13 protein-coding genes and 1 tRNA gene are annotated in these 12,967 nt (G+C 70.6%); 5 read left to right on the top strand and 9 right to left on the bottom strand.

Features of this window, described 5'->3' with window-relative positions; all coding sequences use genetic code 11:
* Positions 1-252 precede the first annotated feature (252 nt).
* Positions 253-336 (top strand) — tRNA-Leu (locus tag ACZ7L1_RS10525).
* Positions 337-448: 112 nt separating this feature from the next.
* Here ACZ7L1_RS10525 and ACZ7L1_RS10520 read toward each other — a convergent pair.
* Positions 449-931: a hypothetical protein gene (locus ACZ7L1_RS10520; protein ID WP_471435946.1), complete on the bottom strand. Its 483-nt coding sequence runs from the start codon at positions 929-931 to the stop codon at positions 449-451.
* Positions 932-1,247: 316 nt separating this feature from the next.
* Here ACZ7L1_RS10520 and ACZ7L1_RS10515 point away from each other — a divergent pair, with 316 nt between their 5' ends.
* On the top strand, positions 1,248-2,423 hold the full coding sequence (locus ACZ7L1_RS10515; RefSeq protein ID WP_471435944.1) for a 4-hydroxybenzoate 3-monooxygenase: 1,176 nt from the start codon (positions 1,248-1,250) through the stop codon (positions 2,421-2,423).
* Positions 2,424-2,708: 285 nt separating this feature from the next.
* Positions 2,709-3,611: a Bax inhibitor-1/YccA family protein gene (locus ACZ7L1_RS10510; protein WP_471435942.1), complete on the top strand. Its 903-nt coding sequence runs from the start codon at positions 2,709-2,711 to the stop codon at positions 3,609-3,611.
* A 91-nt stretch (positions 3,612-3,702) separates the two neighbouring features.
* Here ACZ7L1_RS10510 and ACZ7L1_RS10505 read toward each other — a convergent pair whose 3' ends face one another.
* Positions 3,703-3,930: a DUF4287 domain-containing protein gene (locus ACZ7L1_RS10505; RefSeq protein WP_200420627.1), complete on the bottom strand. Its 228-nt coding sequence runs from the start codon at positions 3,928-3,930 to the stop codon at positions 3,703-3,705.
* A gap of 101 nt (positions 3,931-4,031) precedes the next feature.
* Here ACZ7L1_RS10505 and ACZ7L1_RS10500 point away from each other — a divergent pair, with 101 nt between their 5' ends.
* The gene (locus ACZ7L1_RS10500) at positions 4,032-4,343 is read left to right on the top strand and encodes a hypothetical protein (RefSeq protein ID WP_471435940.1); all 312 of its coding nucleotides are present in this window, start codon (positions 4,032-4,034) and stop codon (positions 4,341-4,343) included.
* Between the two features lie 117 nt (positions 4,344-4,460).
* Here the strand turns inward: ACZ7L1_RS10500 and ACZ7L1_RS10495 are convergent, their stop codons facing one another.
* The 3 genes from ACZ7L1_RS10495 to ACZ7L1_RS10485 form a co-directional block, all read right to left on the bottom strand.
* Positions 4,461-5,258: a hypothetical protein gene (locus tag ACZ7L1_RS10495; protein WP_471435938.1), complete on the bottom strand. Its 798-nt coding sequence runs from the start codon at positions 5,256-5,258 to the stop codon at positions 4,461-4,463.
* A gap of 268 nt (positions 5,259-5,526) precedes the next feature.
* Entirely contained in the window at positions 5,527-6,747 is a 1,221-nt protein-coding gene (locus ACZ7L1_RS10490) for an acetyl-CoA C-acetyltransferase (protein WP_471435936.1), read from the bottom strand.
* 443 nt (positions 6,748-7,190) lie between these two features.
* Positions 7,191-8,225, bottom strand: a complete 1,035-nt coding sequence (locus tag ACZ7L1_RS10485; protein ID WP_471435935.1) for an SGNH/GDSL hydrolase family protein — start codon at positions 8,223-8,225, stop codon at positions 7,191-7,193.
* Positions 8,226-8,423: 198 nt separating this feature from the next.
* Between ACZ7L1_RS10485 and ACZ7L1_RS10480 the strand changes: the two genes are divergently transcribed.
* Positions 8,424-9,812 carry a cystathionine beta-synthase gene (locus ACZ7L1_RS10480; protein WP_471435933.1) on the top strand — a complete coding sequence of 463 codons (1,389 nt, stop codon included), beginning with the start codon at positions 8,424-8,426 and terminating at the stop codon, positions 9,810-9,812.
* Between the two features lie 468 nt (positions 9,813-10,280).
* On the opposite strand, the gene ACZ7L1_RS10475 is transcribed toward ACZ7L1_RS10480, so the two are convergent.
* From ACZ7L1_RS10475 to ACZ7L1_RS10460, 4 genes are all read right to left on the bottom strand, one after another.
* Entirely contained in the window at positions 10,281-10,706 is a 426-nt protein-coding gene (locus tag ACZ7L1_RS10475; RefSeq protein WP_471436391.1) for a hypothetical protein, read from the bottom strand.
* 250 nt (positions 10,707-10,956) lie between these two features.
* On the bottom strand, positions 10,957-11,748 hold the full coding sequence (locus ACZ7L1_RS10470) for an ABC transporter permease (protein WP_471435932.1): 792 nt from the start codon (positions 11,746-11,748) through the stop codon (positions 10,957-10,959).
* Complete coding sequence (locus ACZ7L1_RS10465) at positions 11,745-12,707, bottom strand: ATP-binding cassette domain-containing protein (RefSeq protein WP_471435931.1); 963 nt, start codon at positions 12,705-12,707, stop codon at positions 11,745-11,747. The genes ACZ7L1_RS10470 and ACZ7L1_RS10465 overlap by 4 nt, the downstream gene beginning before the upstream one ends.
* Before the next feature lie 31 nt (positions 12,708-12,738).
* The coding region (locus ACZ7L1_RS10460) for a DUF4097 family beta strand repeat-containing protein (RefSeq protein WP_471435929.1) at positions 12,739-12,967 on the bottom strand (229 nt) is incomplete at its 5' end.

Here is a 12,967-nt window from a genome sequence, read left to right as displayed (position 1 = left end):
CCGACCGTGGAAAGCGGTTGATCACCCGAAGTGGAATCGCTTCATCGCCCCTCCTTCAGGGCGGTGAAATTCCGTCATTTCGCATACGACGGCCGTGCTTCCCCGAAAGGCTATTGGCAAGTGCGGATGGCCCGTACCGGGTGCTGATGCTCCCTCAGACGTCAATAAAATAAGACAACATCGCGTCCCGGGCCCGCTGTTCGGGGGATGCGCCCCGATAGGCTCGGAGCGCTCGATGCGGAGCCCAGGCCTGCCCGGATGGTGGAATGCAGACACGGCGAGCTTAAACCTCGCTGCCCCTTCGCGGGCGTGCCGGTTCGAGTCCGGCTCCGGGCACTTCCCTGACGACCTCAGCGGCGACGGCCGCGAGGACCTCATCTACCGGGGACCGGGCAACGGCCCGCTGCCGGAGAGCGACCGACGGCGAGTGGTGGGGCCTCGACCGGCGTCAGAGAAACGTCTCGTCGAGGTGGGTCGCGGGCTTCGTGGTCTGTGCTCCCGGCAGCCGCAGCGAGAACCAGCCGACGATGTGGCCGAACAGCCAGACGAGGCCCAGGTACAGGTTCGGGGCCACCTGGCGCACCTCGTCCCGTACGCCCATGGCCAGCAGGGACGTCCGCGAGTAGTCGATGACGATGCAGTCCTCGCCGTCCAGCCGGCTCGGCCCCACTCCGACCCTGGCGACGACGGCGAGCACGTCCAGCGGCGTCAACCGGTTGCTCAGATGGCCGTCCGGACTGAAGACCTTGCCCCGCCACAGGCCGAGGCTCACGAACACGGCGAGGAACCGGGCTCCCACCGTTCCGGCCCACGGCAGGATCGCCGTGCCCTCCAGCGGACCCCTCGGGATCTCGCCGGCCGGACTCGCACGGAAGATGTCCTCCAGCCGCTGCTCCCCAGCCTTGAGCAGCTGGACCTCATCGAGTACCACGCGCGTCCTCCCGGCCTCGGCTCCCTGCCCATGTCCCCGCCAGCTCCACCTTGGGCGCTGCCGGACCGGCCCACCACTGCTGATGAGCCGAACGGCGGTTGCCCGGCTCAGGTCAGTTCCTGCTCGGTCCAGATGGCCTTTCCGCCGGCCGTGTACCGGGTGCCCCAGCGATGGGCGAGCTGTGCCACGAGGAACAGGGGAGGGGCGGTCGTTGACAGGGGGGCGGTCCGGTCGGAGACTCTTCCCATCGAAATTGTGAATTAATTTTCACCTTGCGAACAAACGATCACTCATACGAGCGCGAAGGGGCGTCCGGATGCGTACCACCGTCGGCATCATCGGAGCGGGACCCGCCGGGCTGCTGCTCGCGCGGCTGCTGCACAACGCCGGCATCGGCTCCGTCGTGCTGGAGGCCCGCGACCGTGTCTACGTCGAGCGGCGCCAGCGGGCGGGGATCCTGGAGCAGGGGTCCGTCGACGTGCTGCGGGCCGCCGGGGCGGGCGAGCGCATGGACCGTGAGGGGCTGCGGCACGACGGGATCGAGCTGCGTTTCGCGCGCCGCCGCCACCGCGTCGACTTCCCCGCGCTCACCGGCGGCCGCTCCGTGATGGTGTACGCGCAGACCGAGGTCTGCAAGGACCTCATCGCGCTCCAGCTCAAGGAGGGCGGCCCGCTGCTGTTCGAGGCCGAGGCGCTCGCCGTCGAGGGCGCCGACGGCGACGGCCCGCGGGTGCGCTTCCGGTACGAGGGGAGCGAGGACGTCCTGGAGTGCGAATACGTCGTCGGGTGTGACGGCTTCTGGGGCGTGTCCCGTAAGGCGGTTCCCGCCGGACTGTCCCGCGTCTTCGAACGTACGTACCCGTTCGGCTGGCTCGGCATCCTCGCCGATGTCGCACCCTCGCACGACGAACTCGTCTACGCCCGCCACGACCGCGGCTTCGCCCTGCTGAGCATGCGCTCCCCGTCCGTCTCCCGGCTCTACCTCCAGGTACCCGAGGGCACGGATGCCGAGGACTGGGCCGACGAGGAGATCTGGGACGAGCTGGAGCGCCGCTTCGAGACCGCCGACGGTTGGACGCTCGCCCGGGGTCCCATCACCTCCAAGTCGGTGACCCCCATGCGCAGTTACGTCCACGAGCCGATGCGCCACGGCCGGCTCTTCCTCGCCGGGGACGCCGCCCATATCGTGCCGCCCACCGGCGCCAAGGGGCTCAACCTCGCCGTCGGCGACGTCGTCACCTTCGCGCGGGCGCTGACGCACCAGCAGGAGACGGGCTCCGGCGAGCTGCTCGACGCCTACTCCGAGACCTGTCTGCGTCGCGTCTGGCAGGCCGAGCGGTTCTCGTACGAGATGACCACGCTGCTGCACCGCGCCCCGGACGCCACGCCGTTCGACGACCGCATCCAACTGGCCCGGCTGGAGCGACTCACCACCTCGCGCGCCGCCGAGACCGACCTCGCGGACGGGTATACGGGCTTCCCGCTGGGATGACGTCCGGGGGATGACGCCTGCCGGCCGACGTCACGGGCGACGCGGATGGCGTCACCCGTCCGGGCGAAGAAGGCCTTGGTCGTTCGCCCGGAATGATCAGTGGCCGGTCTCGACTCTGTACCGGCTTCGTCATGGATGAGACGGATCCTCGCCGGGAATCACACCAGCGCGTAGCGTGTTGCCTGCGATGAGGAGGGGAAGATCCTCCTCAAGCAGTACGGCCAATTCTTTGCCTGTCTATTACTCTTGAGCCAAGGCCACGCAGGGTGGTCATGGAGGAGTGAAATGAGGAGCAGCAACCCGGTCTTCTCGCGACGGGGGTTCAGCCGCGACAACGGCTACGCGGGCTTCAACACCGCGCCGCAGGCCGGGGGAGCCGCCGTCGGCACGCAGGGCAACCCGTACGCGCAGAACCCTCACGCGGGCGGCAACCCCTACGCGCAGAACCCCTACGCGCAGAACCCGTACGGACAGCAGACGCAGTACGGCGCCCCGCCGCAGGCCCCGGCCGCCCCCGGCCGCATGACGATGGACGACGTCGTCATGCGCTCGGCGATGACGCTCGGCACGGTCGCCGTCGGCGCGATTCTCGCCTGGGCGCTGCTGCCGGTCTCGTCCACCAGCTTCGGCCTCGCGTTCGGTTCCGCGCTGGTCGCGTTCGTCCTGGCGATGGTGCAGTCCTTCAAGCGCACGCCGTCGCCCGCGCTGATCCTGGGATACGCCGCCTTCGAAGGCGTCTTCCTCGGCGTCATCAGCGAGATGTACAACGCGCAGTGGCACGGCGCACCGTTCCAGGCCGTGCTCGGCACGATCGCGGTCTCGGGCGCGACCCTGCTCGTCTACAAGGCCGGCTGGATCCGCGTCACCGCGCGGTACGCCCGGATCGGCATGGCCATCGCCATCGCCTTCGTGCTGACCATGGCGGTCAACCTGCTGCTGGTCGCGTTCGGCGTCGCGCCGGACGGCGGGCTGCGCAGCATGGGCCCGCTGGGCGCACTGGTCGGTGTCGTCGCGATCCTGCTCGGCGCGTTCTTCCTGACCCTCGACTTCAAGCAGATCGAGGACGGGATCGCGTACGGGGCGCCGCGCGAGGAGGCCTGGCTGGCGGCGTTCGGCCTGACCATGACCCTGGTGTGGATCTACGTGGAGATGCTGCGGCTCGTTGCGATCTTCAGTAGCAACGACTAGTCGCTGCTTGGCGCTCCTGGTGCTCCTGGCACTCCCGGCGCTTTGAAGGGCCCGTGAACCGTGGTTCACGGGCCCTTTCACTGTGCGCGGCTCACATGAGCTTGCGCGCGGCCCTCCTCAGGTCGTACTCGTGGATGATCGCTTTCGCATGGCCGTACGCGAGATTGTGCTCGTGCCGGAGCCAGCTGACCTTCTCCTCGAAGCAGAGAGCGGGGCCTTCGTCGACGGTTCGCAGCCAGTCGGACACTTCACGACCGGTGCAGTGGGGGATGCGGGCGAGCAGATTGCGATGGGTCTCCTCGGAGAAGACTTGGGACATCGGCGCCTCCGGACGCACTCGATGAAGCCGGTCCTTCAGGTCACCGTGCCTGAGCGTTCGCCTGTTGGCAACAGTGCTGCCGTGACGCGTACGCTCGCCGCGTGCTTGATACGACGCCTTTGACCCGGGCCGTGGATCACTTCGCCGACCGGTTGCGGGCCGCTCCGCAGAGCCGGCTGCAACGGGGCGCGGCGGCCGAAGCGCTCGCGCTCGCCAGGGAGTTGGCGCGTCGCGCCCAGCTTCTGGAGGACCCTTCGGCCGAGCCGCGGGAGATGCCGGACGCGGGCATGTTCGCGGCCGCCGACCAGATCACGGTCGCCGGGCATGATCTTGCCGTCGTCCTGCGGGACGAGAGGGAACTCGCCGAGGCCGTGGCGCTGGTGGGGGAGGCGCAGAAGCGCGCCGGGGTGTGAGGAGCGCCAAGACGGGCCGGGGTCGAGCAGGCGCCGGATCGCGCCGGGGTGGGGCGGCCGATTCCCGCTCCCCGGCGCGGCCCCGTGCTGTGACGGCATGAGGGCGTCGTGGCGTGACTACAGGGACGCGATGACGCGGTCCGCGAGGACGTAGACGGTCTCCTCGCCGCACGCGAACGTGAGGGCGTAGGCGCCCGAGACACCCGAGCCGCCGAGCAGGACCGGGGTGTGGCCGGCGGTCAGGGCCGCGGCCAGGCGCTCCGCGGTCTCGCGGTGGCCAGGGGTCATGCACAGCGTCGTACCGTCCGCGAAGACGTACACGTCCAGGGTGCCCAGCGGACCCGGGCGGACGTCGGCGAGTTCGGTGCCGGCGTCGGCCAGCCTCTCCAGACAGGCGACCGTGCGTTCGTGGTCGCCCGTGACGGGCGACGGGGCCGGGACGAAGTCGGGGTGCGAGGGGTGACGGCGGCGGGCGGCGGCCAGTTCGGGGGAGTCCCCGGGAAACTCGGTCTCGTCGGCGCCGGCCTCGGTCACCGGTTCCAGGCTGTCGTGCTCCAGGCCCGCGAAGTCCGCCGGACGGGGCAGGAACAGCTCGTTGTCGGGCAGTCCGAACAGGGTGGGGGCGTCAGCGATGTCCCGGGCCTCCTGGGCCGCCCAGAAGGCGCGCGCCTCGGCCAGCTCCCGCTCCCGTTCCTCCGCGAGCGCCTCGGCCACGGCGGCGCGTATCTCCTCCGCGTCGGCGGCGGTGCGGGCGGCGGGCACCAGCCCGCGCGCCTGCACGGCACGGCTCTCGGCGAGTTCTGCGTGCAGGGCCGCGACCTGCCGGCGCAGCGCCCGCACGCTGCACAGGACGGCGACGCCCACGCCCGCGGTCGCGGCGGTGGTGAGCAGCAGAGCTATCGGCATGGCGCTCACTGACGTACTCCTGGTTCAAGGTCGGCCCCCGACTTCCTACATCAGCTTGAAGGGTGGACTAACCAGCTGTCAGTGCGTAACGTCACGAAACGGACATGAGGTTGCCCTCAATGTTTACCAGAGGAACTGCTGTGACCTGCGGAAATCCCTCGCCGAGGGAGATAGGTCACATCCTGGGGGAGATTGGGTTACAAATCGGCCCGAAGCTCTGCCGGATTCTGGGAGCGGCGGAGCTCCGGGCCGTCGCGCGGGTGGCGCGGGCGGAGGGTCAGCTGAGGCGCTCGATGACCATGGCCATGCCCTGGCCGCCGCCGACGCACATCGTCTCCAGGCCGAACTGCTTGTCGTGCCACTGCAGGGAGTTGATCAGGGTGGTGGTGATGCGGGCGCCGGTCATGCCGAAGGGGTGGCCGACGGCGATGGCACCGCCGTTGACGTTCAGCTTCTCCAGCGGGATGTTCAGGTCGCGGTAGGACGGGATCACCTGGGCGGCGAAGGCCTCGTTGATCTCGACGAGGTCGATGTCGTCGATGGTGAGACCGGCGCGCCTGAGGGCCTGCTTGCTGGCCTCGACGGGGCCGTAGCCCATGATCTCCGGCGACAGGCCGGACACACCCGTCGAGACGATCCGCGCGAGCGGCGTGAGCCCCAGCTCCCGGGCCTTGGTGTCGCTCATGATGACCAGGGCGGCGGCGCCGTCGTTGAGGGGGCAGCAGTTGCCGGCGGTGACCCGGCCGTCGGGGCGGAAGACGGGCTTGAGGCCGGCGACGCCCTCCAGGGTCACCCCGGGGCGCGGCCCGTCGTCCTTGCTGACGACCGTGCCGTCCGGGAGGGTCACCGGGATGATCTCGCGCTCCCAGAAGCCCTTGGCGATGGCCTGCTCGGCGAGGTTCTGCGAGCGGACGCCGAACTCGTCCATCTCCTCGCGGGTGACGCCCTTCAGCCGGGCGAGGTTCTCGGCGGTCTGACCCATCGCGATGTACGGGTCGGGGAGCAGGCCGTCCTCGCGCGGGTCGTGCCAGTCGGCGCCCTCGGACTCGGCGACGGCGGCGGTACGGGCCTCGGCGTCGGCGAAGAGGGGGTTGTGGGTGTCGGGGAGGCCGTCGGAGGTGCCCTTGACGCTGCGGCTGACCATCTCGACGCCCGCGGAGATGAAGACGTCGCCCTCACCGGCCTTGATGGCGTGCAGGGCCATGCGGGAGGTCTGGAGGGAGGAGGAGCAGTACCGGGTGATCGTGCAGCCGGGGAGGTGATCCATCCCCATCTGTACGGCGACGATACGGCCGAGGTTGTGACCCTGCTCGCCGCCGGGGAGGCCGCAGCCGAGCATCAGGTCGTCGATGTCCTTCGGGTCCAGGGCGGGGACCTTGTCGAGGGCGGCCTGGATGATCGTGGCGGTGAGGTCGTCCGGGCGGAGGTCCTTCAGGGAGCCTTTGAAGGCACGGCCGATCGGGGAACGGGCGGTCGAGACGATGACGGCTTCGGGCATCACGGCTCCATTGCGCGAGGGTGAGCAGGGCTGTGGGGGAAGTTACCCGTACGTACCGTGGAGGTCACGGGCATGGGCGTGTGACTCGGGCCGCAATTTTCTAAGCGCTTGCTTGGGCCTCCGGCGGTACGGCCGGAAAAGGTGCGGGTGGGGGCGGGCACGCCGTCGCCGGTGGCTGCGCCCCCAGGGGCCCGTTTTCGGCCTGTGGCCCGGTGGATCGAACGCCGGACGGGCTGAACGTTGCGGGGCTGCGCCGCTCGCACATCGGGCGAGCCGGGTGGGGTGGCAGGTACGGCGGCTGCGGGCTGTGCGTGGCTGGTCGCAGTTCCCCGCGCCCCTTTCGGGGCGCGGCCCCGGCCTGGGGGACCCCGCGTGGGACGGGTAGGGGCGGCGGGGCGAGGAACCGCCCCGGCGTCACACCGGGGCGGGGCACGCCCCCGGCGTCATAGGGATGGTTCCGGGGCCGTGGTAGGGGCCGCCTCCGGTGTCGGCAGGCGGCGGCGACGGCGGCGCTTGAGCAGGGCCCACGGCCCCCGCGGCCCCGTCGGCATCGCGGCCGTGACCTCGGTGCCCGCCTCGTCCGCAGCCTCCGCCGCGGCCCGGGCCACCGGCAGGAAGCCCTCGCGGCGGGACGCGTCCGGGCGCTCCTCCTCCGCCGGCCACAGGCCGAGCGCGGCGCACACCGTCGGCAGGACCGCCATCGCGGCCGTGGCGTACCCCTCCGCCGAGGGGTGGTAGTTGTCGGGGCCGAACAGCTCGCGAGGGTTCGCCTCGAACTCCGGACCCAGCAGATCGCCCAGCGACACGGTCCGGCCTCCCTGCTCCACGACCCCGATCGTCTGGGCCGCGGCCAGCTGCCGGGAGGCCCGGCGGGCCAGCCACCGCAGCGGCTGCTGCACCGGCTCGATCGTGCCCAGGTCGGGACACGTGCCGACGACGACCTCCGCGCCCGCCGTGCGCAGGCGCCGCACCGCCGCCGACAGATGCCGCACGGACCGCGTCGGCGGCATCCGGTGCGTCACGTCGTTCGCGCCGATCATGATGACGCAGATGTCGGGAATCCGGTCCTGGTCCGCGAGCGTCAGTGCCACCTGACGGTCCAGGTCGTCCGACTGCGCCCCGGGAAGGGCGACGACGCGCAGCTCCACCGGCCGTTCCGCCACCGCCGCCAGCCCCGACGCCAGCAGCGCCCCCGGCGTCTGCCGGGAACGGTGCACGCCCTGCCCCGCGGCGGTGGAGTCGCCGAGCATCACCAGTCTCAGCGGTGGTTCGCCGAGGGCGCTGTAGCCACGTCCGTACAGGCCGTCCGCGCTCGGTGGATGCGGGCTGTGTCCGTTGCCCACATGGCGCTTGGCCAACTGCACCTCGGCGACCAGCAGCCCGACGGCGGCCGCCCCGACCAGGCCGATACCGCCACCGCCGTACGCCGCGCCCGCCGCGATGCGCCGGGCCGCTCTCGCCCTCGACATGCTCGACATGCGTCGCCGCCACCTCCTCGTAGCCGTACACCCACTGCTTGCCCCGTACGCCCTGTCGCCCAATCTCAACGACGCGTGAACGCCCGGGACGGCCCCTGCCCGAGGGCTCCTTCGCCCGGCGCACCCGCCCGGGCGCTACGAGCGCTTACGCTGGCGGAACCATCACGACCACTTCCTGTGCAGCAACCGGAGACAACGGTGCAATTCCACGACTCGATGATCAGCCTGGTCGGCAACACCCCGCTGGTCAGGCTCAACCGCGTGACCGCCGGCATCCAGGCGACCGTTCTCGCGAAGGTCGAGTACTTCAACCCCGGCGGTTCCGTCAAGGATCGCATCGCCCTGCGCATGATCGAGGCGGCCGAGCAGAGCGGCGAGCTGAAGCCGGGCGGCACGATCGTGGAGCCGACCAGCGGCAACACGGGCGTCGGCCTTGCGATCGTGGCCCAGCAGAAGGGCTACAAGTGCATCTTCGTCTGCCCGGACAAGGTGTCCACCGACAAGATCAACGTGCTGCGTGCGTACGGCGCCGAGGTGGTCGTGTGCCCGACCGCGGTGGCCCCGGAACACCCGGACTCCTACTACAACGTCTCCGACCGGCTCGTCCGTGAGACCCCCGGCGCCTGGAAGCCGGACCAGTACTCCAACCCCAACAACCCCCTGTCGCACTACCACTCCACCGGCCCCGAGCTGTGGGAGCAGACGGAGGGGAAGATCACCCACTTCGTCGCCGGAGTCGGCACCGGCGGCACCATCTCCGGCACCGGCCGCTACCTGAAGGACGTCAGCGACGGCCGGGTCAAGGTCATCGGCGCCGACCCCGAGGGGTCCGTCTACTCCGGCGGCTCCGGGCGCCCGTACCTGGTCGAGGGCGTCGGTGAGGACTTCTGGCCGACCGCGTACGACCCCACCGTCGCCGACGAGATCGTCGCCGTCTCCGACAAGGACTCCTTCCAGATGACCCGGCGGCTGGCCCGGGAGGAGGGCCTGTTGGTGGGCGGCTCCTGCGGCATGGCCGTCGTCGCCGCCCTGCGGGTCGCCGAGCGGCTCGGCCCGGACGACGTCGTGGTGGTGCTCCTGCCCGACAGCGGACGCGGCTACCTCAGCAAGATCTTCAACGACGAGTGGATGGCCGACTACGGCTTCCTCGAGGACACGGGCCCGAGTGCGCGCGTCGGTGACGTGCTCAAGGACAAGGAGGGCGCCATCCCCTCCCTCGTCCACATGCACCCCGACGAAACCGTCGGCCAGGCCATCGAGGTGCTGCGCGAGTACGGCGTATCGCAGATGCCGATCGTCAAGCCGGGCGCGGGCCACCCGGACGTGATGGCCGCCGAGGTCGTGGGATCCGTCGTCGAACGCGAGCTGCTGGCCGCCCTGTTCACCAAGCACGCCTCCCTCGACGACCCGCTGGAGAAGCACATGTCCCCGCCGCTGCCGCAGGTCGGCTCCGGTGAGCCGGTCGCGGACCTGATGTCGGTGCTCGGTGCGGCCGACGCGGCGATCGTCCTGGTCGAGGGCAAGCCGACCGGGGTGGTCAGCCGGCAGGACCTGCTGGCGTTCCTGGCCAAGGGGGGAAAGCAGTAGCGAACGTCCGGTGAACCGGGCGTGTCGCCGGGGAACTTCCGGTGACGCGCGGGAAGAGCGGCTTCTCGGAAGTGGTACGAGCGCGTCACGTCCACGCAGCACCCGCTTAACACGGGTCCGGCACATTAGTGGGTGTCGGCAGGGGTGGGAGCGGCTCCCCGCTCCGGCCGGCAGCGAACGGCGCCAAGGACCTCCGGAGCGGCTCCCGGACCTCCATGGACGCCACGGACGCGCAAGCCCGGCCCTGACCCGGCCCGCGTCCCCCGCGGGGACCGCCGTCGTCCCGCCCCCCGGTCACGGGGGTGCGGCGGTCCCCGCGCACACCCCTTTGCGCCTGAGCCGGCGCAGTTTTTGCGCCTGAGCCGGCGCCGCTCTCGCGGACCTGGTGCTCGCCCTCGTGGTTGCTCAATTGATGGCTGCGGTGGTCGTCGTTTTTTCCTTCGACCGATCCTCAGAATGCGAGCAGGGTCAGTCCTCCCACTCGGCGTCCTGCCGTGACTTGCGGCGGCGGGCGAAGAGGGCCGGGTTGGTGCGGGCGGCCTGGACCACGTTGACGCCGACGATGCCGAACCAGGCGGCCACGAGGCCGGACATTCCTCCGAAGGAGCCGCCGATCGCCGAGAGCGGGATCGCCACCACCAGCGACACGATGCCGAAGCCGAAGCGCTCGCCCCAGGAATCCGTCGCGCGGGGGGACCGGACGCCGCGGGCCACCACCATCCGCTGCTCGGCCAGTTGCCGCCGCACCCGGCGGCCGATCGCGCCGTCGATGCGCTGGTCGACCTTCTCCAGGAAGGATTCGACCAGTGCCGACTCGTACTCCTCGCCCAGTTCCCTGCGGGCCTGCAGGGTGGCGTTGAGTTCCTTCTTCAGATCGGCGTCGCGCGCGTCCATTCCGGTCATGCGCACAACGGTAGGGAAGCGGCGACCTCCCCGCACTGGGGACAACCCCCCGTTCTGCCGGGGGACTACCGGCCGCAGGAGCAGTCCATTCGGTGGGGGACCCGCGGTGCCGGGTGCGGACAGCGCCGGTCCGGCGGATGGCCGAGAACGCCGACGGGGCGGCGTACGCCGACGCGGTGTCGATGTACGCCGCCCTCGGGCGCGATCGGGTTGCGGGAGGGGACCCGCGTGCTCATGTCGGCTACTTCGGGTCGCGGTTGAACACCGACTTCGACCACAGGTAGCCGAGGACGGTCAGCGCCAGGCACCAGGCGATCGCGAGCCATCCGTTGTCGCCGATCTCGGTGCCGAGCAGCAGCCCGCGCAGGGTCTCGATGGCCGGCGTGAACGGCTGGTACTCGGCGATCGGCTGGAACCAGCCCGGCATCGCGTCGACCGGGACGAAGGTGCTGGAGATGAGCGGCAGGAAGATCAGCGGCATCGCGTTGTTGCTGGCGGCCTCGGCGTTCGGGCTGACCATGCCCATCCCGACCGCGATCCAGGTGAGCGCCAGGGCGAACAGTGCGAGCAGCCCGAACGCCGCGACCCACTCCAGGGCCGTGGCGTTCGTGGACCGGAAGCCGATGGCCACGGCGACGGCCCCCACGAGGACCACACTCATGATCGACTGCAGCACGCTGCCGACGACGTGCCCGACGAGCACGGACCCGCGGTGGATCGCCATCGTGCGGAAGCGGGCGATGATGCCCTCAGTCATGTCGTTGGAGACGGACACCGCGGTACCGATCGTGGTGCTGCCGATGGTCATCAGCAGCAGGCCCGGCACGAGGTAGGCGATGTATGCGGAGCGGTCGGCGCCGCCGCCACCGATGCCCGCGCTCATGGTGTCGCCGAAGATGTAGACGAACAACAGCAGCAACATGACCGGGGTGAGCAGCAGGTTCAGGGTGAGGGACGGGTAGCGCCGGGCGTGCAGGAGGTTACGGCGCAGCATCGTGGACGAGTCGCGCACGGCGAGGGAGAAGGAGCTCATCGGACGTTCTCCTTGGGCTGGTTGGGGATGTTGGCCGGGCCGGTCAGGGCGAAGAAGACGTCGTCGAGGTCGGGGGTGTGCACGGTCAGCTCGTCGGCCTCGATGCCGGCCGAGTCCAGCCAGTCGAGGATGGAGCGCAGCTCGCGCTGGCTGCCGTCGCTGGGGAGTTGCAGCGTCAGTGCCTCGTCGTCCCGGGTGACCTCCCGCAGGGCGAGGGCGGCACTCTGGTACGCGGCCGGGTCGGCGAAGCGCAGCCGCACGTGTCCGCCGGGGATCAGCCGCTTGAGCTCCTCGGCGGTGCCCTCGGCGGCGATCCTGCCGTCGTTGAGCACGGCGATACGGTCGGCGAGCTCGTCCGCCTCATCCAGGTACTGGGTGGTGAGGAAGACGGTGACGCCGTCGGAGACCAGCTCCCGGATGATCTGCCACATGTTGTGCCGGGAGCGCGGGTCGAGGCCGGTGGTCGGCTCGTCGAGGAAGATGATCCGCGGATTGCCGACCAGGGTCATGGCGATGTCCAGGCGGCGCTTCATGCCGCCGGAGTAGGTGGAGGCGGGCTTCTTCGCCGCCTCGACCAGGTCGAAGCGCTCCAGCAGCTCGGCGGTGGTGCGCCGCCCCTCGCTGCGGGAGAGGTGGTGCAGGTCCGCCATGAGGAGCATGTTCTCCTCGCCGGTGATCAGGCCGTCGACGGCGGAGAACTGCCCCGTGACGCCGATCGCGGCGCGCACCGCCTGGGGGGCGGCGGCCAGGTCGTGGCCGCCGATGTGGATGTCACCGGTGCCCGGGTCGGCGGAGATGAGGGTGGAGAGGATCTTCACGGCGGTGGTCTTGCCGGCGCCGTTCGGGCCGAGCAGGGAGAAGATCGTCCCTTCGGGAACGGCCAGGTCGACGCCGTCGAGCACGACCTTGTCGCCGTAGGACTTGCGCAGCCCGTTCGCCGCGATGGCCAGGTTGGTCATGAGAGGTGCCCCCTATTTACTGACTGCGGATCTACAGGCTGTGGGCGGTGATGTCGCCGTGGGAGGTGGTGGCGCGGATGTCGAGTTCGGTGGTGCCGTCGTTCTTGAGGGCGTTGCTGATGCGGCCGTGGCCGGTGCCGGCGTCCAGGGCGGCCGAGACGCCGCCGGCGGCGACAGAGATGTCGCCGGATTCGGTGCGCAGCACGACCGTGCCGCGTCCGGCCTCGGCGATCCGGATGTCGCCCCGTGCGGTGCTGATC

This window comes from Streptomyces sp. NPDC107546, from assembly GCF_055639175.1.
This window is presented reverse-complemented; position numbering and strand designations above follow the sequence as displayed.

Coding starts and splice junctions, on each gene's coding strand:
- ACZ7L1_RS10470 (WP_471435932.1), bottom strand. CDS start 11,748: ATGAGCTCCTTCTCCCTCGCCGTGCGCGACTCGTCCACGATGCTGCGC.
- ACZ7L1_RS10465 (WP_471435931.1), bottom strand. CDS start 12,707: ATGACCAACCTGGCCATCGCGGCGAACGGGCTGCGCAAGTCCTACGGC.
- ACZ7L1_RS10510 (WP_471435942.1), top strand. CDS start 2,709: ATGAGGAGCAGCAACCCGGTCTTCTCGCGACGGGGGTTCAGCCGCGAC.
- ACZ7L1_RS10515 (WP_471435944.1), top strand. CDS start 1,248: ATGCGTACCACCGTCGGCATCATCGGAGCGGGACCCGCCGGGCTGCTG.
- ACZ7L1_RS10485 (WP_471435935.1), bottom strand. CDS start 8,225: ATGTCGAGCATGTCGAGGGCGAGAGCGGCCCGGCGCATCGCGGCGGGC.
- ACZ7L1_RS10490 (WP_471435936.1), bottom strand. CDS start 6,747: ATGCCCGAAGCCGTCATCGTCTCGACCGCCCGTTCCCCGATCGGCCGT.
- ACZ7L1_RS10475 (WP_471436391.1), bottom strand. CDS start 10,706: ATGGACGCGCGCGACGCCGATCTGAAGAAGGAACTCAACGCCACCCTG.
- ACZ7L1_RS10505 (WP_200420627.1), bottom strand. CDS start 3,930: ATGTCCCAAGTCTTCTCCGAGGAGACCCATCGCAATCTGCTCGCCCGC.